Annotated in this window: 21 protein-coding genes; 16 read left to right on the plus strand and 5 right to left on the minus strand. The window is 36.2% G+C overall.

What is annotated here, in order from left to right; translation table 11 throughout:
• Nucleotides 1–58: 58 nt before the first annotated feature.
• Together pgi and BP74_RS04620 are read right to left on the minus strand one after the other, a co-directional pair.
• Nucleotides 59–1,711, minus strand: a complete 1,653-nt coding sequence (gene pgi, locus BP74_RS04615; protein ID WP_496371542.1) for a glucose-6-phosphate isomerase — start codon at nt 1,709–1,711, stop codon at nt 59–61.
• 33 nt (nt 1,712–1,744) lie between these two features.
• Nucleotides 1,745–2,761 carry a threonine aldolase family protein gene (locus BP74_RS04620; protein WP_496371544.1) on the minus strand — a complete coding sequence of 339 codons (1,017 nt, stop codon included), beginning with the start codon at nt 2,759–2,761 and terminating at the stop codon, nt 1,745–1,747.
• 397 nt (nt 2,762–3,158) lie between these two features.
• Here BP74_RS04620 and BP74_RS04625 point away from each other — a divergent pair, with 397 nt between their 5' ends.
• The 12 genes from BP74_RS04625 (at nt 3,159) to BP74_RS04680 (ending at nt 18,083) form a co-directional block, all read left to right on the plus strand.
• Nucleotides 3,159–5,615, plus strand: a complete 2,457-nt coding sequence (locus BP74_RS04625; RefSeq protein ID WP_496371546.1) for a TonB-dependent receptor domain-containing protein — start codon at nt 3,159–3,161, stop codon at nt 5,613–5,615.
• 215 nt (nt 5,616–5,830) lie between these two features.
• A complete protein-coding gene (locus BP74_RS04630; RefSeq protein ID WP_496371548.1) occupies nt 5,831–8,290 on the plus strand; it encodes an outer membrane beta-barrel protein in 2,460 nt (819 codons plus the stop codon).
• A 134-nt stretch (nt 8,291–8,424) separates the two neighbouring features.
• The gene (locus BP74_RS04635) at nt 8,425–8,916 is read left to right on the plus strand and encodes a YajQ family cyclic di-GMP-binding protein (RefSeq protein ID WP_496371550.1); all 492 of its coding nucleotides are present in this window, start codon (nt 8,425–8,427) and stop codon (nt 8,914–8,916) included.
• A gap of 97 nt (nt 8,917–9,013) precedes the next feature.
• Nucleotides 9,014–9,262: a type B 50S ribosomal protein L31 gene (locus tag BP74_RS04640; RefSeq protein ID WP_072834973.1), complete on the plus strand. Its 249-nt coding sequence runs from the start codon at nt 9,014–9,016 to the stop codon at nt 9,260–9,262.
• A 96-nt stretch (nt 9,263–9,358) separates the two neighbouring features.
• Entirely contained in the window at nt 9,359–10,534 is a 1,176-nt protein-coding gene (locus BP74_RS04645; protein ID WP_496371552.1) for a putative sugar nucleotidyl transferase, read from the plus strand.
• A gap of 7 nt (nt 10,535–10,541) precedes the next feature.
• Nucleotides 10,542–11,306 (plus strand): triose-phosphate isomerase, encoded by a 765-nt coding sequence (gene tpiA / locus BP74_RS04650; RefSeq protein ID WP_496371554.1) that lies wholly within the window; start codon nt 10,542–10,544, stop codon nt 11,304–11,306.
• Between the two features lie 527 nt (nt 11,307–11,833).
• On the plus strand, nt 11,834–13,054 hold the full coding sequence (locus BP74_RS04655; RefSeq protein WP_496371556.1) for an MATE family efflux transporter: 1,221 nt from the start codon (nt 11,834–11,836) through the stop codon (nt 13,052–13,054).
• Complete coding sequence (locus BP74_RS04660; RefSeq protein ID WP_496371558.1) at nt 12,988–14,229, plus strand: glycosyltransferase family 4 protein; 1,242 nt, start codon at nt 12,988–12,990, stop codon at nt 14,227–14,229. Before BP74_RS04655 ends, BP74_RS04660 begins: the two co-directional genes overlap by 67 nt.
• A 34-nt stretch (nt 14,230–14,263) precedes the next feature.
• Entirely contained in the window at nt 14,264–15,814 is a 1,551-nt protein-coding gene (locus BP74_RS04665) for a sulfatase-like hydrolase/transferase (RefSeq protein ID WP_496371560.1), read from the plus strand.
• Nucleotides 15,815–15,948: 134 nt separating this feature from the next.
• The gene (gene rpmI / locus BP74_RS04670) at nt 15,949–16,146 is read left to right on the plus strand and encodes a 50S ribosomal protein L35 (RefSeq protein WP_496371562.1); all 198 of its coding nucleotides are present in this window, start codon (nt 15,949–15,951) and stop codon (nt 16,144–16,146) included.
• A 70-nt stretch (nt 16,147–16,216) separates the two neighbouring features.
• A complete protein-coding gene (rplT, locus tag BP74_RS04675) occupies nt 16,217–16,561 on the plus strand; it encodes a 50S ribosomal protein L20 (RefSeq protein WP_072834965.1) in 345 nt (114 codons plus the stop codon).
• Between the two features lie 121 nt (nt 16,562–16,682).
• Nucleotides 16,683–18,083, plus strand: coding sequence for a type III PLP-dependent enzyme domain-containing protein (locus BP74_RS04680; protein WP_496371564.1), 1,401 nt, complete (start codon nt 16,683–16,685; stop codon nt 18,081–18,083).
• Between the two features lie 46 nt (nt 18,084–18,129).
• Here the strand turns inward: BP74_RS04680 and BP74_RS04685 are convergent, their stop codons facing one another.
• Nucleotides 18,130–18,534 carry a hypothetical protein gene (locus BP74_RS04685; RefSeq protein ID WP_496371566.1) on the minus strand — a complete coding sequence of 135 codons (405 nt, stop codon included), beginning with the start codon at nt 18,532–18,534 and terminating at the stop codon, nt 18,130–18,132.
• A 60-nt stretch (nt 18,535–18,594) separates the two neighbouring features.
• On the opposite strand from BP74_RS04685, the gene BP74_RS04690 reads away from it, so the two are divergent.
• Complete coding sequence (locus BP74_RS04690) at nt 18,595–19,050, plus strand: nuclear transport factor 2 family protein (RefSeq protein WP_496371568.1); 456 nt, start codon at nt 18,595–18,597, stop codon at nt 19,048–19,050.
• A gap of 1 nt (nt 19,051) precedes the next feature.
• Here BP74_RS04690 and BP74_RS04695 read toward each other — a convergent pair whose 3' ends face one another.
• Nucleotides 19,052–20,314, minus strand: coding sequence for a hypothetical protein (locus BP74_RS04695; protein WP_496371570.1), 1,263 nt, complete (start codon nt 20,312–20,314; stop codon nt 19,052–19,054).
• A gap of 113 nt (nt 20,315–20,427) precedes the next feature.
• Nucleotides 20,428–20,871, minus strand: a complete 444-nt coding sequence (locus BP74_RS04700) for an Hsp20/alpha crystallin family protein (protein ID WP_496371572.1) — start codon at nt 20,869–20,871, stop codon at nt 20,428–20,430.
• Nucleotides 20,872–21,057: 186 nt separating this feature from the next.
• Here BP74_RS04700 and BP74_RS04705 point away from each other — a divergent pair, with 186 nt between their 5' ends.
• From BP74_RS04705 to BP74_RS04715, 3 genes are all read left to right on the plus strand, one after another.
• On the plus strand, nt 21,058–21,474 hold the full coding sequence (locus tag BP74_RS04705) for a BrxA/BrxB family bacilliredoxin (protein WP_496371574.1): 417 nt from the start codon (nt 21,058–21,060) through the stop codon (nt 21,472–21,474).
• Between the two features lie 413 nt (nt 21,475–21,887).
• Entirely contained in the window at nt 21,888–23,186 is a 1,299-nt protein-coding gene (locus BP74_RS04710) for a prolipoprotein diacylglyceryl transferase (protein WP_496371576.1), read from the plus strand.
• A gap of 239 nt (nt 23,187–23,425) precedes the next feature.
• Complete coding sequence (locus BP74_RS04715) at nt 23,426–24,283, plus strand: sigma-70 family RNA polymerase sigma factor (RefSeq protein ID WP_496371578.1); 858 nt, start codon at nt 23,426–23,428, stop codon at nt 24,281–24,283.
• Nucleotides 24,284–24,325: the final 42 nt, after the last annotated feature.

The following is a 24,325-nucleotide window of genomic DNA, read 5'->3' on the forward strand; positions in this document are numbered from 1 at the left end:
TAATGGAGGGCTTTTTTATTACTGTCTATATAAGAATTCAGTCACAGAGTGATTTCCTTTAATTTCTCATCACCTTATAAGCATTGATCAATCCATTGGTTGATGCATCATGAGAATTCACAGGGGTTTCTTTTTCTAGTTCCGGTAATATTTTATTGGCTAGTTGTTTTCCCAATTCCACCCCCCATTGATCGAAACTGAATATATTCCAAATGACTCCCTGTACGAAGATCTTGTGTTCATAAATTGCAATGAGTTCACCCAATGACCTGGGCGTTATCTTTTTCAGGAGAATAGAATTTGTTGGTTTGTTGCCATTGAAAATTTTAAAAGGCGTCAGCCTGGCCACTTCTTCTGCATTTTTTCCAGCCTTTAGCAATTCTTCTTCCACTTCTTTTTCGGTTTTGCCATTCATAAGGGCTTCTGTTTGGGCGAAAAAGTTGGATATCAACTTCTGATGATGGTCGCCAATAGGATTGTGCGATTGAGCGGTAGCTATAAAATCGCAAGGTATCAAAATTGTTCCCTGGTGAATAAGCTGGTAAAAGGCGTGCTGGCCATTTGTGCCAGGTTCCCCCCAAATAATTGGTCCGGTTGCATAACTCACGGGCTCACCATTTCGGTCTATACTTTTACCGTTACTTTCCATGTTACCTTGCTGAAAATAGGCCGCAAACCGATGAAGGTATTGGTCATAAGGAAGTATGGCTTCGGTTTGGGAACCAAAGAAGTTGGTATACCATAGGCCAATAAGGGCCATCAGAACAGGAATGTTCTGATGAAATTCAGTTTTTCGAAAATGCAGGTCTGCATTATAAGCACCTTTGAGCAGCTCTTCAAAATTTCCATAACTAATCGTCAAGGCAATGGATAGCCCAATGGCACTCCAAAGCGAATACCTGCCACCAACCCAATCCCAAAATTCAAACATATTAGCCTTGTCAATTCCGAACTTTACCACTTCCTTTTCGTTCGTTGACAATGCCACGAAATGCCTGGCAATATGAGCTTCGTTTTTCGCGGCATTTAAAAACCATTCCCTGGCTGTATGGGCATTGGTCATTGTTTCCTGCGTAGTAAATGTTTTAGAAGCAATTAGAAATAATGTTTCTTCGGGATCTACTTTCTTTAAAGTTTCTGCGATATGCGTGGCATCGACATTGGAAACAAAGTAAGGTTGTATGCCTTCTATCCAATAAGGCTTTAAAGCTTCTGTTACCATGAATGGTCCAAGATCGCTGCCTCCTATACCTATATTGATAATATATTTTATCTTTTTACCCGTAAAGCCCTTCCACTCCCCGCTATGCACCTTTTCACAAAAAGATCTCATTTGTTCCTGAACTCTCCTGACATCATCCATCACATTATGACCGGCACTATAGACAGGATTGCCGGAAAAATTTCTTAATGCTGTATGTAATACAGATCGCTGTTCTGTTTTATTGATAAAATCACCCTCAAACATTGCTTCGATCGCTGGTTTTAATTTACATTCTTCTGCCAGGTGAAGCAATTCAGTGATCGTTTCCTGAACTATTATATTTTTTGAAAAGTCAAATACCGTTTCATTCAGGCAAAACGAAAACTGTTTAAACCGTTCTGGATCCTGTTGAAACAATTCTTTTATCTGTTGCATTTTCATCTTCGATGCATGCTGCTCAAGTGAGGCCCAGGCTTGTGTATTGGAGGGATTGATTTTTGGAAACATGTTCAGGAATTAAAAGGTTGTAAAGTAGCAATATTATAGTGATTCAATGGCAGCAATAGTTCTTTGCGTCATTTCAGGTGTTATATCCAAATGTGTAACCAGGCGTATTTGGTTTGGAGATATTGCATGTGTAAGTATTTGTAATTCTTTAAAGCGCGCAACAAGATCTTTTGCTGAGCCGGGCTGTTTTAAAGAAAATATAATGATATTAGTTTCCACCGGATAAACCTCCTTCACAAAATCTTTGGCAGCCAATGCATCAGCAATCTGACGGGCATGAACATGATCATCACTTAACCTGTCAATATTATTCTCCAGCGCATAGATTCCGGCTGCGGCCAAATATCCCGCTTGCCTCATTCCACCGCCGAATACTTTTCTATAACGCCTGGCTTTCACAATAAACTCCCTGGTACCTAGTAATAAGCTTCCAACGGGACAGCCAAGACTTTTACTTAAACAAATGGATATACTATGAAAAGCCTGGCCAAATTGATTGGGAGTTTGTTTTTTGGCAACCAGAGCGTTAAACAGCCTGGCCCCATCAAGGTGTAATCTTATATTATTGTGGTCACAAACCTGCCTGATATCTATAATGTCTTCCATCTCGTAACAACTTCCACCTCCACGATTCGATGTGTTTTCCAGGCTGACAAGTGTAGTTGGGGCTTTATGAACATCAGATGGGTTTATATTTTCCAAAACCTTTTCAGCCGTTATCCTGCCTTTATTGCCTTCTATCAATTTCACCGACGCTCCTGAATTAAAAGCTATACCACCACCTTCATATTGATAGATATGTGAGGTGACATCGCAAATCACCTCGTCTCCTGGTTGTGTATGGCATTTTATTGCAATCTGATTGGTCATTGTTCCAGAGGGACAAAATAAAGCAGCTTCCATTCCAAACAGTTTGGCGGCTTTTGACTCTAATTCGTTGATTGTTGGATCTTCCCCAAAGACATCATCGCCCACCGGAGCATTCAACATAGCATCCAGCATTCCCCGGGTGGGTTTTGTAACAGTATCTGACCTGAAATCTATAATCATTCAATTGATTTTGCCGCAATTTAAGTCTGTTTTTTGCCTCAAATTCATCCCTGCAGAAATCTACCAGCACAAAATGACCGCTCTGGAGAAGTTTTGTTAGGATTTGAAAGAGTATCCTAAAACTGAATTTGTTGGTCTCAGGGGTCAGAATGAAATTTTTAAAATTCACACAATCAAGCTGTATAAAGTCTCTACCATTTAAACTATTGTAAGACCGTTGGTCAAGAAAACTCTATTCATTGTAACCGGGGTGAGAAGTCAGCGTCCTATGATTCATTAATAGACTTACCGGCCATCAATAAATAAGGCCGTTTATTTTAAAACATTGTTCTTGGCATTGCATAGTACCTAATTTCGTATTGTAATTATTAACAACCAGTACTAAAAAAATATAAAAATGAAAAAAGCTTTAATCCTTTTAACGGTCTTAGGAGCATCAATAGCAAGTTTTGCTCAAATGGCTGGCAAGGTAAGTGGAACAGTTCAAGACGGGAGTGAGAAAACAATTGAATCTGCAACTATCACATTATTGAAAGCCAACGACTCATCAGTTGCAAAAGTGGCGGCTGCTGATAAATCAGGATCCTTCACTTTTGACAATATTCAGAATGGAAATTACCTGGTATCAATCACCGCAGTTGGACATAATAAAGGTTATTCCCCAATCTTTACTATAAATTCAAATAGCTTATCCATTTCATTAAAAACCATTACGTTAGTTCCAAACGACAAGGCGATGAATACAGTAATTGTAACTGCAAAAAAGCCCTTGGTAGAGCAAAGAATTGATAGAACTATAATAAATGTTGATGCTTCTCCCACCAATGTTGGCAGTAGTGCACTTGAAGTTTTAGAAAAATCTCCCGGAATTTCCGTAGATAAAGATGGCAATATCAGCCTGAAAGGAAAACAGGGAGTAATGGTATTAGTAGATGGAAGGCCTACCCAATTGGGTGGATCTGATCTTGCTAACCTTTTGCGTAGCATGAATGCCAATCAACTTGACCAGGTTGAAATTATGACAAATCCACCTGCTAAATACGATGCAGCAGGAAATGCAGGTGTAATTAATATTAAAACAAAAAAGAATAAGCAATTTGGATATAATGGATCAGTAACCCTTGGTTACGGACAGGGTCGATATCCCAAATTCAACGAAGGTGTCAATTTCAACTACAGGAAAGGCAAGGTGAATCTTTTCACGAACCTTAGTCATAATTATAGAAATGGATATGGTGAATTGGACATTCAAAGGAATTTTGTTGAAGTAGTTTCTAAACAACTCCGTTCTCATTTTGACCAGGAGTCCAGGATGAATAATGAAAACAACTCTTACAATGCCAAGCTGGGCATGGATTATTCAGCTTCAAAAAATACTACGTTAGGTGTGGTTTTCACAGGTTTTACCAGCCCAGGCACTTTTCAAAACAGAAATGTCAATGATATTTATAATGCAGCCGGTCAATTGGCTGAACAAACAAGGGCTTATTCCAGGCAAGATGAGAGATGGAAAAATTTTAGCACTAACCTGAACTTCCGCCAGGTTCTGGATACAAATGGAAAGGAACTTACAGCTGATCTTGATTATATTTCATACAACGGCATGCAAAAACAAATGCTAACCAATTCCTATTATGATGCATCAGGTAATATCAGGAGGAAAGCGGATTCTTTGTATGGTCAATTACCACAAATAATTGATATAAGGAGTGGCAAGATCGATTATGTGCAGCCATTGAAAAAGGGAGCCCGATTTGAAGCAGGTGTTAAAAGCAGTTTTGTAAAAACTGACAATAATGCCATATATGATACCACTAATAACGGGGTATTGGTCAGGGATCAGAACAGAAGCAATTATTTTGTATATGAAGAAAATATCAATGCCGCTTATGCTAATTTAAGTGGTCCCCTGGGAAAAAAGTTGAATGCTCAATTGGGATTACGGGTTGAAAATACAAATGCCAAAGGAAAACAATTGACGACTAATGAAAATTTTGATCGTCACTACACACAGTTATTTCCAACAGCATTTCTTCAATATAAAGCCAGTGAAAAAAACTCTTTTGGAATAAATTATGGAAGAAGGATCCGCCGTCCAAATTATGAAAGCCTGAATCCCTTTATCGAATACCTGGATCGGTATACCTACCAGCAAGGAAATCCAAACTTGAAACCACAGTTTAGCCATAACATTGAGCTTAGTCATACCTATAACAATTTTTTGACAACTACATTGAACTATACACAAACCAATGATATCATTCAACAGGTAATTGAGCAAATAACTGAAGACACACTTACCTATGTTAAGCAAGCAAATATTGCCAATCAAAAACAATATGGTGTAGCAGTTAGCGCTGGCTTCTCGGTGACAAAATGGTGGAGGTCTAATTTATATGCCAATGGGTTTACAAATAAATTTGAAGGTGTGGTAAATGGGGATAATGTATCATTGAGTGCTTCAACCATTATGTTTAACGGGTCACAACAATTTACTTTAAGCAAAACCCTAAGTGCTGAACTAAGCGGATGGTATAGAACAAGTGCGGTAGAAGGGGTTATTATAACAAGACCAATGGGAGCTCTGTCAATTGGTTTGAGCCAACAGGTAATGAAAGGTAACGGTACTGTACGTTTCAATGTAAGAGATGTATTGAATACTCAAAATTTCAAAGCATCTTCCAAATACGGTTCTGTGGATGCCTCATTCCAGGAGAAACATGATTCAAGAGTTGTGAATATTGGGTTTACCTACAGGTTCAATAAAGGAAAATTGAATGGTTCACCAAAAAAGAGAAATAATGGTGGTGCCGGAGATGAACAAAGCAGGGTAGGTGGAGGAAATGGAAACTAGATCTGGTATTGTTAATAAATCAAAAGATCCCGCTTATGTGGGATCTTTTTTATTGTTGGTAGCCTCTTTTCCAATTCATAATCTAAAACGACCGTTTGTGTATCTACATGTCAATATTGCCCTTTGAAACTTGCTATAGCAGTTTGTCATAATTCAATTACCAGGCAATAGTTTTTGATCAATCTTTAATATGGCATACACGAAAACCAAAGGTTATGAGATTAATTATTACCAGCTTTCTAGGCATGATCTTACAATTAGGAGCCTTCTCCCAATCAACATCAATTCTATCTGGAAAAGTATTGGATAAAGATGGCAAAGGAATATCAGCTGCTTCAGTGAGTCTGTTAAAAGGATCTGATTCTTCCTTAATAAAACTGGCTATAACTGACAAAGATGGAAAGTATGCCTATGAATCTGTCAAAGAAGGGAAATACCTTGTTGTAGCCAGCTCGGTAGGGTATAGGAAAAGTTACTCAGGCATAATTACTGTAGGTCAGGATAATATTGAATTGTCCGGAATAACATTATTGGAAAATTCCAGCGACCTTGGAAATATTACAGTATCAGCACAAAGACCTTTCATTGAAACCAAGCTGGATAAAACGGTAGTAAATGTTGAAGCTTCTCCAACAAGTGCCGGATCTACAGCCCTGGATATCCTTGAGAAATCACCTGGCATAATGGTGAATAGCGATGGAGCTATAAGCCTAAGGGGCAAGCAAGGAGTTATTGTATTAATGGATGGCAAGCAAACGTTTTTGTCTCCCAATGACCTTGCGAACCTGCTTAAAAATATGCCTGCTTCTGCACTGGAACAGATCGAGATCATGACAAACCCATCTTCTAAATATGATGCTTCAGGAAATTCAGGTATAATCAATATCAAAACAAAAAAGGGTAAGAACTCAGGGTTAAATGGAAGCATTATGGTGGGTGCAACCAGCAGTATTTATAGATTGAAGGGTAGGACGTATTACCTACCCAAATCTCAAAACAGTATCAATTTTAATTATAAGAAAAATAAGATCAATTTTTTTGGCAGTTATAATCCCAACTTTTTCAAAGGAAGAAATACGATGAATTTTGAGACCCGTTTTTTAGACGACAATAAAAACATTACGGGTTATAATACCACTGAAACCCTTTTTAAGTTTGGGAACAACAATCATACTTTAAAACTTGGCCTTGACTGGTACGCCAATAAAACAAATGTTTTTGGTATTGTTGTTAGTGGATTTACATTCATGGGTCATCCCACGCCCACAACTGTTGCAGATCTTACAGATGTAAACCATGTATTGGAGAGCAGGCTGGTATCCAACACAAAGAATGATATACAGTTTCAAAATGCAAGCCTTAACCTGAATTGGAAACATAATTTCGATACTACAGGAAGGGAGTTGACAGCCGATTTTGATTATGTTGTTTACGCCAACACTTCGGATATGTTACTTACAACTGAATTTTATAACGGGTCATTGCAACAGACGGGTACATCGTATTTAAAAGGCCACCTTCCTTCAAACATAGATATCTATACGTTTAAATCTGATTATACACATCCATTAAAGGGAGGTAAGTTAGAAGCGGGTGTTAAACTTAGTTATGTCAAAAATGATAACCTGGTGGAGTATGAAAAGTTGATCAGTGGAAAATGGGAGACTGACGCTATCAGATCCAATCATTTTATTTACGATGAAAATATCAATGCTGCGTATCTGAATTATAATAAGCAAATTAAAAAGTGGACCCTCCAGGCAGGGTTAAGGGTAGAAAATACTATAGCACATGGAAACCAGGTAATAACAAACCAGAAATTCAAAAGAGATTCTACCAATCTTTTCCCAACTGCTTTTGCCAGCTATGCAATAGATAAGAAGAACAGTTTGACCTTATCTTATGGCCGGCGTATTACACGGCCCAATTACCAGGACCTGAATCCATTTACTTATTTTTTGGATACACTTTCTTACAGGCAGGGTAATATATACTTAAAACCACAGTTCACTCATAATATTGAGCTGACACACTCTTTTTTGAGTAAATACATCACAACCCTGAATTACAATACTACAAATGATGTAATCTCACAGGTCATCAAACCAGAACCGAATAGTAAGATCCGCTATCTGACACCTGACAATGTAGCTAAATTCAATAATGTAGGATTGTCAATAACAACTCCGGTTACGTTTTCTAAATGGTTAAATACCAATGTTTTTACCAATGTTTTTAATAATCATTATAAAGGCGTGTATGATAATGTAAAGATTGATATGTCTTTTACCTCGTTTATGATAAATATTACGAACAATTTTACTATAAGTAAAGGGTTTACAGCGGAATTAAGTGGCTTTTACAGGCATAAGAATATAAATAGCCTGTCTCTGATGGAACCAATTTATCAAATGACTATTGGAGGACAGAAACAAATTTTAAATGGTAAGGGAACAATTCGGTTAAACATAAGAGACCCGTTTGCCTGGCAAAAATTTGAAGGTTTAAATAAATATGGTTTGATCGATGGCGAATTTCATGTGAGACCGGATATACGCCAGGTTACGGGAACTTTTACCTGGAGATTTGGGAATAATGGTCAGAATAACTCACCCAGGCGCCGTAATTCCAGTTCGCAGGACGAACAAAGCAGGGTAGGCCAGGGTGGTCAATAATTAATTATTTCTCATGTGCATATTCGGCCCCTTTTTCTAAAGGGGCCTTTTTTAAACCATTTCTGGATAGCAAATAGGAATTGTATGCCATTCCCTTATTATTTTTAACACCAGAAGCAATCAACAATTTAATTATGCCATCTTTTGATATTGTAAGTAAAGTTGACGCCCAGGCATTGGATAATGCCGTAAATGTTACCTCTAAAGAGATCACTAATAGATTTGACTTTAAAGGGGCACATGTTGTTATTAATCTTGATAAAAAGGAATATAAATTGAATATCGAGACTGATGATGACATGAAAATGCGGCAATTATTAGATGTTCTGATAAATAGGGCACATAAACAAGGTATTTCTCCCGAAGCTTTTGATACATCAAAAGAAGGCTTTCAAAGTGGGAAATCATGGAAAAAAGAAGTCCAGGTTCGAAATGGTTTAAAACAGGAAGACGCCAAGAAAATTGTTAAAAAGATCAAAGATTCCGGGTTAAAGGTACAGGCCTCCATAAATGATGATGTTGTAAGGGTAGTTGGTAAGAAAATAGATGATTTGCAGGAGGTGATCCAGGCATCCAAAACATGGGAACTTGGAATTCCGCTTCAATACGAAAATATGCGTAGTTAAAAAATTAACATCAGTACTATTTGGTTGAAATTAGTTTTAGCCTTACTTTTGCGCCTTCAATTAAGCCAATAATACGTCGTTTATAAACTGAATTATCATGAAAAAAGATCTTCATCCCGCAAATTACCGTTACGTTGTTTTCAAGGATATGAGTAACGGATATAGTTTTTTGAGCCGCTCTACAGCAGCAACAAAAGAAACTGTTAAATGGGAAGATGGGAATGAATATCCATTGATTAAATTAGAGATTTCCAATACTTCACATCCTTTCTTTACAGGTAAAAATGTATTGGTGGATACAGCAGGACGTATTGACAAGTTTAAAAAGAAATACGCCAAGAAGTAACATATACAGCATAAGATATTAAGTCCCCCGGTCTCCCGGGGGATTTTTGTTTTTAATCCTTTCTTTTTCGTCAGATATGGAATAACTTCAAAACTTATGAGAAAAATTGTATTTACGGAGGAATTTTGCCAGCCGGAAAATCTTTTTCCTTTTACACTTACCAGGCAGATCCAGGATATTAGAATCGGGATACTTACGATCAGGGAGAAATGGGAAAAATGGCTGCAACTGCCATCGTTTGACAAATTTGAAGATGATTATAAAGATCTGGACCGGTCTTTAAGAATAGATTCTTCCTTAAACAAGGATGTTGTTTACCTGGTTCATGGAAATGTCTTGCCTTCTTCAAAATTGATCAGGCAGGTAAAAAAAATGAAGCCGGGAGAATTTATATCAGTTGCAGGCAGAGAAAGTTTTATTTATTGCATCTCTAAAAAAGAAATAGAAGGGGAGAATAAGATCAAAATGTCAAAGGCCATAGAAATGGATCTTGATCTTACTGAACTGGCTTTTCCCTGGAATATTTTCCAAATGAACAAATGGGCAATCGATGAAGATTTCGACCTGATCACAAAAGGAAGGAAATCACAGAAGCTTTCATCAGGAAATAAACTACTGGGTTCAAAAATTTTTGTTGAAAAAGGAGCCAGGGTTGAGCATAGCTATTTGAATTCTGAAGAAGGACCAATATATATCGGTAAAGATGCCACAGTTATGGAAGGATCAATGCTGAGAGGACCTATTGCAATTTGTGAGGGTGCTACTGTAAAAATGGGTTCTAAAATTTATGGGGCCACTACTATAGGACCCAACTGTATAGTGGGAGGGGAAATTAAAAATGCAGTATTCTTTGGAAATTCCAACAAAGCACATGATGGTTATATAGGTGACTCTGTAATAGGAGAATGGTGCAATATGGGTGCAGGGACTTCCAATTCAAATATTAAGAACAATGCATCGCCTGTTATGGTGTGGACTCCCGCAGGCCTTCAAAAAGCAGGCTTGAAATGTGGGGTTTTGATGGGAGATTATTCCAGGACGGCCATCAATACATCGATTAACACTGGAACAGTTATAGGTGTAAGTTGCAACATTTTTGGTAATGGATTGACTCCGAAGTATGTTCCAAATTTCTCCTGGGGCAGTGATGGTGTGGAAAGATACAGGTTGGAAAAGGCTTTTGCAGATATACATGCCTGGAAATCATTAAAAGAGGAATCTGTCACTGAAAGCGAAAAAAGTATATTGAAACATATCTTTGAACATTATTGAAATAAATATGAGAAAACAAATAGCAGCCGCTAACTGGAAGATGAATTTAACGTACCAGCAAGGAGAGAAATTATTAAATGAGGTTCTTGAAGCCAATATAAAAGTTTCAGAAGATCAATTGGTGATCTTTGCTGTGCCCTTTCCTTATTTGATCATGGCTAAAAGCACGGTAGCACATGAAAAAGGATATGAGATTGCTGCACAAAATTGCAGTGATAAGCAAAGTGGTGCCTATACAGGTGAAGTATCTGCAGAAATGCTTCATTCCATCGGTATTAAATATGCTGTCATTGGACATAGTGAAAGAAGAGAGTATTTCCTGGAAACAGGTAAAACACTGGCAGACAAACTTAATATCTGTTTGCAAAATGATATCATTCCCATATTTTGCTGTGGTGAAGCCCTATCTATCCGGGAGAAAAATGAGCAAAATGATAATGTTCAAAAACAACTGGAAGAATCCTTGTTTCATCTTGATGAAGAGAAAATAACCGGAGTTATTATAGCCTATGAACCTATTTGGGCAATTGGTACCGGAAAAACTGCCACAACCGGGCAAGCACAAGAAATGCATCAGCATTTGCGTTCTGTTTTAGCTAATAAATATGGACAGGAAGTGGCAAATCAAATCTCAATTTTATATGGTGGTAGTGTGAAATCAAATAATGCTACTGAACTTTTTGCATGTCCTGATGTAGATGGTGGACTTGTTGGAGGTGCTTCCCTTCTTGCCCAGGATTTTATTCAAATTATTAAAGCTTTAAAACAATAAGACCCAATTCGCAATATCAAATTGTAGTAGTTCAAAAGAACCATTTTTTATTGCGTTTTTTGCGGCTTCGCTTGATTGTAAACGGCACTTATATATATGCATTGGTAAAAAACAAACCTATAGTTGTTACCATTCCCACAAATCCTTCCAGGATAGTGGTAACAGACGGATTTCACATTACCAAACCGTTAGAGCTTACTTATTCATATACAAAAACCTATTATTTCAAGGTTGTATGTGGAATAGAAAATGACCAGCTTTTGGTTGGTACAATAATCGGAGTCATAATATATATGATGGGTGTAACTTCTGGATTAATCGTATTACAGATTCTGAGTATTTCTCCTATCATATACTTTTTGTTCCTGTATTATATAAAAAGAAAAGAGTTTATACAAATAAGGCCTGTGTGATGTAACGAAAAATGTAACATCATGTATTTGAGAAATAATTGCAAACATCAATAGTTCATCCACTTAATATAAATGCTAAGATCACTAATAATACGGATGCTATATATGTCCATCATGTTTCTAGCTGGCCTGATATTAAGTAATATAGCTTTACCTGAACGATTTGGAACAATATCACTACTGATTTTAAATGCATCACTTCTAAGTATTGTCACTGGGTTAGGAACTGAAAGTATTGTCTTACATAAAGTAAGTCAGGGTAAATGGAAGATTCTAAAGACCTTACAGTTTGTTTGGTATGGAATACTATTGCAGTTACTGTTGTTCTTACTTCTTGAATTCTCAAGTTTGCATTATTTGAATAGAACTTTGCTGTCCAATGAAAAAATCAATTATTTACCTATAGACATTCTTTATTTTATTGGTTTAATACTTAGTGAAAAATATATGATATTGTTATATTCATTCCAAAGGACACTTTTAGCGAATAAAGCAATGATCATAGTAGCACTTTTATATATTAGTGCTCTTTTTTTGTTGTATTACGTAATGAAGGTAAATTTTGTTACTGCATTATATTGTTTTGCAATACAAAGCTTTATCCAGGGAATTATATTGCTTTTACTTTTTCATTTTATATATAGGTTAAATGATACGGATAAACTTAGGCGAAGTGAATTTTTTTCCGCTATAGGCCTGTCGTTTATTGTCATGGCGACCAATATTATTCAGTTAATGGCCTATAGAGTAGATTTTTGGATATTAAAATATTTGTATGGTAATTATGATGTCGGATTATATGCTCAAGCCAGCAAATTTGCCAACCTGGTCTGGATTGTTCCCAATGTGCTTTCCCAATTACTAATAACAAAATTTTCTTCAATAGAAACTGAGCATATTCCAAAAATTTTCAGTGTGGCTTTTTATATAAATTTAATCGGAGTTTTTATTACGGTCATTTGCGCCAATTTATTTTATTACTACTATCTCGAAAATGAATATAAAACCGGATTACCTGCATTTTATTTAATGTTGCCCGGTTATTTCTTTTGGGCAGGAGTAATATATATTGCAGCCTACTTCTCCTGGGAAGGTAAATTTATTTACAATTTACTTGGTTCATCCATTTGTTTAATTCTAATTTTGATTGCAGATTTAATATTAATTCCTGTTTATGGAATTCAGGGAGCAGCTTGGGGTAACACCATAGTTTATTCTTTTGTTTTCTTTATCTATTTATTGTTTATCAGAAAAAACTTTTCGATAAAATGGAAAGAGTTCTTCCTTTTACAAAGGAAAGAACTGATAAAAATTGTAAAGTTTATATCTGCGTGAAAAGAAAAGAACCTTATATTTTATGGCTGCCCTCATGGTATCCAAATAGATTAGATCCTTACAACGGTGATTTTATTCAAAGGCACTCAAAGGCGGCATCTATTTATAATAATATACACGTAATTTATGTAGTAAAGGATATTTATGGATATGTTACTAAGAGCAATAAAAAAGAAACATATGACCATGGGCAGTTAAAGGAAACAATCATTTATTATTATATAGCTCCCCAAAAATTTAAATTATTGGAAAGGGTTATTTCCTTAAAGAAATACCTGTTTCTCTTTTCCCAGGAAATCAAACTAGCTATTCATAATGATGGGAAACCTGAATTGTTACATTTATACATCACCTTTAAGGCAGGGATATTAGCACTTTGGGTATCAAAAAAGTTTAAAATTCCTTATGTTGTTTCAGAACAATGGACTATTTATTTGAAAGAAGCACAACCTAATTTTTTAAACCTGCCATTTTATACCAGGTATTTGATAAAGAAAATATTTTCAAAAGCTTCCAGTGTTATGGTTGTTTCTGATTATTTAGGTAAAACGTTGCAACATTTGTTTACAATTCAAAGACCAATCTTAATTCCTAATGTATTAGATGACCACATATTTTACTACACCAAACATGAATTCCATACAAATAATCGTTTTGTTCATATTTCTAATTTGGACTATCAAAAAAACCCGGAAGATATTTTAAAGGCATTTGCCATTGTAAAACAAAAAGGTTACGAGTTTAGTTTGGATATTATTGGTCGTGCAACAATTGGATTGAATCAACTTATGATTGATTATAAGTTAACTAATGAAATTCATTTCCACAAAGAGATGCCACAAATTGAACTTGCTAAGTTTATCCAGGGTTCAGAGGCTCTTATTCTCTTTTCACGTTATGAAACTTTTGGTTGTGTATTAATAGAAGCAAATGCCTGTGGTGTGCCTGTGATTGTTAGTGACATCCCAGTCTTACATGAAAATGTTGAGGAGTTCTCTAATGGTTTATTTGCAACTAATTGCGACCCTTTTGATCTATCAGAAAAAATTATTTATTTAATAAATAATAAAAAATTGTTTGATCGTGAAAAGATTTCACGAAAAACCATTGAAAAATTTAGGTATGAAATAGCAGGAATGCAATTTCATACATGGTACAATAAATTTATAAATTAAAGCATTGCTTTATTTTACAAAAATCTATGATTTCATGAATATGGTTAGCAAAATGCAATTTCAAAAAAAAGCCTTATTCTTATTTTTTCTTCCGTTGTTTTTTTTATTACATGCATATAACGAGAACTTCGGTTTATTATCGCCAAAAATTACTTCAGTTCTTTTTCTGCATTACATTTTAATTACACTTGGCGTTCTTGTTCTAAGTTTATTATTATTTAAAAATTATAATAAGGCCGACACATTTTCATTTTTTATTCTTTCTGTATTTTTTCTATTTGGTGCATTTCATGACTTTTTAAAGTCTTCTACCATATTTCAATATATTAGTTCTTACTCTATTTTAATTCCGTTAATTGTAATTGTTACTGTTATATTGTTTTTATATATACGAACACGTGATGATAATAATGCATTTTCCATGCGTTATTTTTATTACCTGGTTACAATATTTTTAATACTTGAGGTAGGAACTTTAGCATATAATATAATTACCGGCCAGTCAGGAAAAAATAATCTGGCTGGCAAAAATTATTTTGAGAAATTTAATAAGACTTGCGTAGGAACAAAAAACCCTGATATATTTTTTATTGTTCTCGATGGGTATGCAAGTTCTAAATGTCTTAAGGAAGAATTTAATTATGACAATTCTGAAATTGATTCATTATTAATTCAAAACCATTTTTACATTTCAAAAGATTCAAAAAGCAATTATAATGTGACCCCTTTTTCATTGTCTTCAACTCTAAATTTAGATTATCTAAAAACAGGTTTGGAAAATAACATGGTTTCAAGCAAGACATTTTTGCAGGGTATGGAAACGTTGAAAAAAAACAAACTTGAAAATTTTTTAGCAGAGCAGGGTTATACTCTTAAAAACTTTGGTTGTTTCGACATGGATTTGGTTTCCACTAAAACAGATCCATATTTTAAAGATTTGTATTATAGCCAGGTTGATAATCAAACATTTTCTTCAAGGCTTTGGGGAGATATTGGCTGGAATTTTACCTTAAAAAATATTTTTACTGGAAAATTTCAGATTCCAGAAACTTATAAAAAAAACAAATCTTATCATTTGTTCAGAAATGATTTTAACATCAAAGGTTTGATTGGTGAATTAGACACACATTCTAATACACCCAAATTTGTTTATGCTCACCTGATTTTGCCCCATGAGCCATATTTTCTTGATTCTGTTGGCAATCTTAACTCTGATACAGCTATATTATTAAATAAAATGAATCTTAAACAGGGCTATGTCGGTCAGGTTGCTTATTGTAATAGGCAAATAAAAAGCATAATTAAGGCTATTTCGAGTAATAATCACGATAAGGTAGTAATTATTGAAGGTGACCATGGGTACAGAAATTATGAACCTGGTGTACCGGAGGAGAAAGTCTTTATGAATTTGAATTCTTATTATTTTTCCGATGGAGATTACAAAGCCCTTTACAATAATATTAGCCCGGTTAATAGTTTTAGGGTCGTTTTGAACAAATATTTTTGTCAATCTTTGCCTTTGCTAAAGGACAGTAGCATATTCCTGGTAAATAATATGCTAAAAACGTATACAGCGAAGCATTAAAATCTTATTATTCACTTATAGTAGAAAATAATTCTTACATTTGCGCCCCGGTTTTTCGGGTATTTCCTAAAGAGGCCCCCTAAGTTTCTCCCGGTGGAGAACGCCTCAAGGGTTTAACATCAATAATTAACCAAATGCCAAAGGTTAAAACGAACTCCAGTGCCAAAAAAAGATTTAAGGTAACTGGAACTGGAAAGATCACACACCAGAAATCTTTCAAACGTCACATTCTGACAAAAAAATCAAAAAAACGTAAACGTGCATTAGGAAAAGACGGCGTTGTTGCAAAAGCCAATATGGACTTTGTAATGCGATTATTAAGATTAAAGTAATCAAAACCTGGGAAGTATAATGCTTCCAACCTGGTTTAACACTCAACTTAAACAATAAACTTCTTAAAATATGCCACGTTCCGTAAATGCAGTTGCTTCCAAAGCACGCAGAAAAAAGATTTTAAAACAAGCCAAAGGCTTTTATGGCAAGCGTAAAAATGTATATACAGTTGCCAAGAATGTTGTAGAAAAAGGTATGACCTATGCTTACGTAGGTCGTAAATTAAAGAAAAGAGAATACCGTCGTTTATGGATAGCCCGTATTAATGCGGCTGTTCGTGAGGAGGGTTTAACTTATTCCCAGTTCATAAACCTGTTAAGCAAAAAGGAAATTAGCCTGGATCGCAAGGTGCTTGCTGATCTTGCCATGAACAATCCTGAAAGCTTTAAAGCACTGGTTGCCCAGGTTAAATAATGATATCTGAAATTAAATTTAAGAGGCCGGATGCTAAATGCATTCGGCTTTCTTTTTGTATTCATCATTCTTTTACATTTGTAACACCTATTGTTCAGGAGTTAACCCATTAAACCCATCAATGAACAACTCTTATTTAGACCTTGTACAACAAACATTTAACTTTCCCCAGGAAGGATTAGAAGTAAAGAACGGTTACCTGCAGTTCAATGGCCTTGACATCAAGGCTTTAATAGATAAATATGGTACGCCAATGAAGCTTACCTATTTACCGAAAATTGGTATGCAGATCAATAAGGCAAAAGACATGTTTGCCAAGGCCATAAAGAAACACAAATACGAAGGGGAGTATTTCTATTGTTATTGCACCAAAAGCTCTCACTTTAGTTTTGTCGTGGAAGAGGCCCTGCAACATAATATCCACCTGGAAACTTCTTATGCCTATGATATTGAGATCATAAAAAAGCTTTACGAAAAAAAGAAGATCACCAAGGATATTTTTATCATTTGCAATGGCTTTAAGCAAAAAGGATATACACGTAGAATAGCCCAATTGATAAATGGGGGATTTAAAAATGTAATTCCCATTTTAGATAATAAAGAAGAACTCCTGGCCTACAGGCGTTCGGTAAAGCATCCATTCAAATTAGGCATTCGTGTAGCGGCGGAGGAAGAGCCTACCTTTCCTTTTTATACATCCCGTCTTGGAATCAGGGCAAAAGATATCCTGGAATTTTACGTAGACAATATTGAAGGTTATGAGGATAAGTTCCAGCTGAAAATGCTTCATATCTTTTTAAATAAAGGCATTAAGGACGACATCTATTACTGGTCAGAGTTAAATAAGATCATCAACCTGTATTGCCAGTTGAAAAAGATCTGCCCTGAACTGGATTCCTTAAATATCGGTGGTGGATTTCCTATAAAACACTCACTTGGTTTCGAATATGACTACCAATTCATGATCAATGAAATTATAGGTAATATCAAGGCAGCTTGTAAAAGGAACAAGGTGCCTATGCCTAATATTTATACTGAGTTTGGAAGTTTTACAGTAGGAGAGAGCATGGCTCATATTTACAGCGTCATTGGTCAAAAGGCGCAAAATGACAGGGAAACATGGTACATGATCGATTCATCGTTCATTACTACCTTACCTGATACCTGGGGAATAGGCGAAAAGTTTCTCATGTTGCCAATTAATAAATGGGACCAGGATTACCAAAGAGTCGTCCTGGGAGGAATTACCTGTGATAGTCATGACTATTATGATTCCGAAGAGCATATAAATGAGGTATTCCTTCCTAAGCCTAATGGTGATGAGCCCTTATATGTAGGCTTTTTCCATACAGGTGCCTACCAGGACCAAATAAGTGGTTATGGTGGCATTAAACACTGCCTTATCCCATCTCCCAAACATATCATTATTGAGCACGATAAAAATGGTAAGTTAATAGACTGGGTATATGCTAAAGAGCAGTCTGCACAAAGTATGCTCAAGATCCTAGGTTATATAAAATAAAGAAAACCCCGCCTGGCGGGGATTTTTCTTATAAATGACTATAAAATTAATTACCTAAAACTTTACTACGGGCATCAGATCTTTTCTTCTCCCAATCCTTTCTTTGCTGCTCTGTAGGTTGTTGATTGGTACTGTTATTTGAAGGATAATTATACCCATAGTTATTCCTGGAATAAACCCTGTTCCTGCTGTAATTTCTGTCATAGCGACTATAATTATTATAACCAGAGGAATAACCATAAGGACTTACCTGGTAATACCTTCCGGTATATGGATCCTTTTGCAGAACAATGGTACCATTATAACCATCATCAACATATATCCTGTTTGGAGTTCTGTCATTTGTTGTATAATATTCATCATCATAACCGTTTTGCAGAGTAGTGCAACTAACACCCGCAACCATTAAAACGATTAGAATGACCGCCGATAAAAAATTGAAACGTTTCATGATGTGTTGTTTTACTTTAATGTTCAATTTTACAGCCAAAAAATGATAAGGAAACCTTATATGAAGTCAATTTATATAGTATTAACATTCTTATTTTTTGTTACGTACTGCCAGGCCCAGGACAACGAAGTTTTAGCTATAAAACATACCATTAACAACCTGTTTGATGGCATGCGCAAATCTGATACTGCATTGCTGCGTTCTGCCTTTGCTGAAAACGCAATTATGCAATCCGTTAACAAAAACCAAGAAGGAAAAATAGCTATTCAGTCAGAGCCTTTAGATTCATTTATTTATTTCATATCGAAACCGCACTCTATGGTATACGATGAGCGTATAACATTTGATTTAATCAAAGTAGACCAGGAATTAGCGATAGCCTGGACACCCTACAAATTTTATTTGGGTGATAAATTTAGTCACTGCGGTGTTGATTCTTACCAGCTGGTAAAGATCAACGGAGCCTGGAAGATCCAGTATTTGATTGATACAAGAAGAAAAGAAAATTGCCTGTAGGCTATCCTTTGAGCCTGTATTTCTTATTAACCTTTGGACTGTTAAAATAACGGTTTAATTCCTCTTCAGTCAGGTCATTGGTTAATTCAATTGGCACATCAATTAATTGCATTTGCACCTGGCGCAATTCTTCTTTTAATTTAGCGGTCTTTTTGGTAAGATCAGGGTCTTTACTACCCAAAGCAATATTATCCTGCTTCATATATTCCAGCCTCTTGATAGAAGCCCGTATCTGGGCTGCCTGGTTCTGGTCAACTACTTTACTTGGTACGGATGCTTCTTTAATAGGAACTAAAGCCAATCCCACGCTGGGAAGCACTTTTCCTGTTTTTTGAGCATTATCATTACTGGAGGTGGAAAGGATGGTTCCTGTCAATGAAGTGGTGGCTGAAGTTAGATCGAAAGTGATTCGGGCAGTTTTAGTTTTCTTTAGCTTTTTGTCCAGTTGCAGAAAAGTGTATTTCAGCTTCATTATATACTGATCAACATTTTTTGCTGTCTGGTTATATTCTTCCAGTGCCAAAGGGTAATTCAAGGCATCTCTGACAATGAACTTAACAACCGCTGTATCTCTCACCTTAAACTTGTTGGAACCTATAAAATACACTAAAACAGTCTTTGATCTTGCGCTATCAGATTCTTTGGCTACATCATAGGAAGGTGTCCATTTGAACTCATCTCCGCAATCCTGGACATTGGTATAATTACTTATAGGAATGCTTGTAAGCGTAATTATATTTTCAATAGGGTAACTTCCCGATTCACAAACTACTTTAAAGCTGGCTGTTTCTCCTTCATCAATCCACACCGGGCCGTTAACTGTCGGTTTGACCTTAGAGGGAATTATTTCAGTATTAAAAAAAACCAGAGTGAAATTTGTGTCTATTTTCTCCTTAGGATCATTCAGGTTTTGTACCCCGATGTTGACTTTATAGTCAATATCATATTTCAGTTTGCCTGAGAGGAAGTAGGATTTATCGGCTTTAAAACTGATTATACCGTTATCTTTTTGAATGCGTAAACCAACAGGTGCATTTTTCAAATACCAGAAGTAATTAGAAGGATTTTTATTTATCTGGAGTTGGTAGTTCAGTGTAGAATCGACATGAATGGTAAAATAGGGATTAAGATCAATGATCCTTAAAGAAGAATCAGGATGAAAGATGCGCATCGAATCAGGGTGAACCAAACTTGAACTATCCTGGGCTTGCGAAATTTGAAATAAGAACAGTGCGTAAATACAAAGGGTCAGTGATTTCTTCATGTCGCTACGAATCTGTTTAAGGTTTGCAATATTAAACAATAAAAGAAAACCCTCCGTTGAAACGGAGGGCGTAAACCAAAACCAACTGCTTATGAGAAAAATCTTTATATGTCTTACTGAATATTTATTTGTTTTACTTCTTCTTTGACTGTTTGCTTTTTCGGTAGGTTTAATACCAAAATACCATTAACATATCTTGCTGATATATTCTCACTGTCAATAGTGTTTTCAACTGTAAAAGAGCGTTCAAAAGCCTGGTGCGCATATTCCTTCCTGATATAATTATCAGCAACAGCATTACCTTCTGTTTTCTTTTCAGTGGAAATGGTCAGGATATTTTTATCGAGGTTGATCTTAAAATCTCCTTTTTCATATCCCGGAGCTATCAATTCCATTTCATAGCCTGTCTCAGTTTCTTTGATGTTGACTGGTGCTTTTTGCTTTGAGGTTAATGGAAAATCTTGTTTATATAAAGACGCAAAAGGAGAAGAAAAGCTTTCCATTAAATTGTTAAAACCGGCAAAGCCTGATTTGCCTTGAACTCTTACTAGTGTCATAAATTATTTGTTTCAGGTTTAATTAATATGTTTTCAGGAGATTGATGTTCAAACTATGTTCCATATCGAAAATTAAGTAAATAGCCTGCCTTTATGGCGCAATACTGATACATAGTCTGACAAAATGTGTAAACTATAACAATATTTGTCGCCTGAACTTGCATAACTTTGCAAAAAAAATTAAACATGTATCCAGTAGAAATAGTGCAACCTATGAAGGAAGAGCTGACTGATAATGGTTTCAAAGAGCTTCTTTCTAAAGATGAAGTCGAAAACCAGTTAAATCAATCTGGTACCACACTAGTAATGATCAACTCTGTTTGTGGATGTTCAGCAGGAACTGCTCGCCCGGGCGTATTGATGGCTGTGGCTAATGCTTCCAAAAGACCGGATTTCCTGGCAACCAGCTTTGCAGGGTTCGATACAGAGGCTGTTCAGACTTTAAGAACGCATATGATGCCTTATCCTCCTTCATCCCCGGCTGTAGCGTTATTTAAAAATGGCCAGTTGGTTCATTTTATTGAGCGCCACCAGATTGAGGGTAGGTCAGCCCAAATGATCGCCAATAATCTTATCAGTGCTTTTGAACAATTCTGCAATTAATTCTTTCTAAAAGTTTGTAATGGCTGCCCTTATTAAGGCAGCCATTTTTTATTCGCTTTCGGCTGAAAACAAAAAGAGCGGTTTCTGTATAGTTTCTTCCGGTTTAAGTCCTGTATACGCCCTGGTTAAGGCATGTATACTATGCATCCTCACGGAGTATCCATACCCTTTCTATATCTTTTCTTTACTTAAGCTTTATATAAAAATGGGTGAAAAGTTGTATTGGATAGGTCAAGTGAATTCAGGATTAATTTTCAATTACGGTCTCTATCCGCAGAATTTGTAATAACCCGCTAAAAAGAATCACAAAGAAGGATTTCAAATAATAGCCTGGGTATACTTGCCTTTTATGTCAGCCTCTTTTTTATTTCTGTCAAATTGCTATAACATTGCGTTTTATTCCCCATCGGCTTATGTATCCCAACCTGTATTACGTTTTTAAGGATTTGTTTGGTATCGAGATCGGCTTTTTACGGTTTATAAACTCCTTTGGATTCTTTGTTGCTATTTCATTTTTGGTGGCAGCAGCTATTCTAACAAGTGAGCTAAAGCGAAAAAGCAAGTTGGGCTTGTTCCATCCCACAGAGTCAAAGATCACAGTTGGGAAACCTGCTACAGTTTTAGATCTCCTGCTCAATTTCGTATTGGGTTTTATATTAGGATTTAAGATAATAGCCCTGTTCTTTTTGGATGCTTCCGAAACCCAGGATACCCAGGCCTATATTTTTTCAGGAAAAGGAAGCATTCCACTTGGTTTATTGGTTGGAGCTTTATTTGCCTGGATCAAATGGAGAGACGCTAAAAAGCAGCAACTGGCGAATCCCGAACAACGCGTTATCAGGGTATGGCCGCATGACAGGGTAGGAGAGATCACAATCATTGCGCTTGTTGTTGGGTTGATAGGGGCTAAAATGTTTGATATTTTTGAGAACTGGTCCGACTTTCTAAAACGTCCCTCTGAATATATATTCTCCGGTGGTGGCCTTACCTTTTATGGTGGATTGATTTGTTCAACGATTGTCATTATCTGGTATGCCAGGAAAAATAAATTTTCAGTCAGGCACCTTGCTGATGCAATAGCACCCCCGTTGATGATTGCTTATGCCATTGGTAGAATTGGCTGCCAGACTGCTGGTGATGGTGATTGGGGTATTTATAACAATGCCTATAAGGTTGATTCAAACAATAAGGTAGCCCTTGCATTGCCCAATGATTTTACAGATTCTGTGAATAAACATGCAAGTTTCTTTTCAACACATTACGAAAATATCCAGGATGTTCATCATGCTGCATTTGCCAGGCCTGGTGCATTAAGCTTTTTACCTAATTGGTTATTTGCCTACAATTATCCTCACAATGTCAATGAAACTGGGATACCCATTGCCGGGTGTGATGGAAAATACTGTAACCAGCTCCCCATTCCTGTCTTTCCTACTCCTTTTTATGAAACCATAGCCTGTACTTTATTATTTTTTCTACTATGGGGATTAAGAAAACGAATACAACCTGCCGGCGGGCTTTTTTGCCTGTATCTTATTTTAAATGGCCTGGAGCGATTCTTTATTGAAAAGATCAGGGTCAACAACAGGCTAGACATTTTTGGATTTCAACCTACCCAGGCTGAAGTAATATCCTCCGGGTTGGTAATTGCAGGCATTGTACTTTGGATTTACTTGCGCAATAAATATCATACCACCTCACAAAAACTGTGAATAACTAAAAATACTTATTAGGTCTATTCTTTTGAAAACCTTAACCAGTCAATATTTCGGGAAAATTAGGTGTAGTATAGTTTTTGTAGATAATAATGTCGTAAAAGGATTATGACATTTAAAATTTGAAACTTACCTTTGCAGATAGTCTCGGACGGATTAACGATTCCTATTGCAACTTTCTGTGAAAATCAAGTGTCAAGTTTATTTATTCATCTTAATAATTAAGGATTTAATTTATGAGGCAGCTCAAAATTGCTACCCAGATAACCAACAGGGATTCCCAGGCGGTAGAGAAGTATCTTCAGGAGATTTCTAAGATTCCAATGATCACTCCGGAAGAGGAAACAACTCTTGCCCAGCGAATCAAGATGGGGGATCAGCGGGCTTTGGACAAATTAGTACAAGCGAATCTCCGTTTTGTGGTTTCTGTAGCAAAACAATATCAACACCAGGGTTTATCATTAAGTGATTTGATCAATGAGGGAAACCTGGGTTTGATCAAGGCCGCCCAAAGATTTGACGAAACAAAGGGTTTTAAGTTCATTTCATACGCAGTTTGGTGGATTCGCCAGTCTATTTTACAGGCTTTAGCTGAACAGGGCCGCCTGGTTCGTTTGCCACAAAATAAGATCGGAACGTATAATAAGGCTAATAAAGCCTATATGGCCTTTGAGCAGGAACACGAAAGAGAACCAAGTACAGAAGAGCTTGCAGATATACTCGAAATGAGTGAGATAGAGATCAATAATATTTTCCAAAGTAATACACGTCACACTTCCCTCGATGCCCCGGTACATGAGGCTGAAGATGTTGCAATGGGTGATCTGTTGGAAGGAAGCGATGATACTGATGATGATGTCATGAAAGACTCATTGAGAAACGAGATCCGCCGTGTTTTAAAATCTTTGTCTCCCCGTGAGGCTGAGATTGTAAATGCGTATTTTGGTCTTGACGGTGAGAATGGCACTACCATTGAACAAATCGGGCAGAAATATGATCTTACTAAAGAAAGAATTCGCCAGATAAAAGAAAGAGCTATCAAACGCTTACAAAAAGCCAGGTATAGCAATGCGCTGAAAGCTTATTTAGGATAATTCCCCAAAGGGATTTAAAATAGCAAATTGATGGGTTTATAA

The organism is Flavisolibacter ginsengiterrae DSM 18136, from assembly GCF_059568575.1.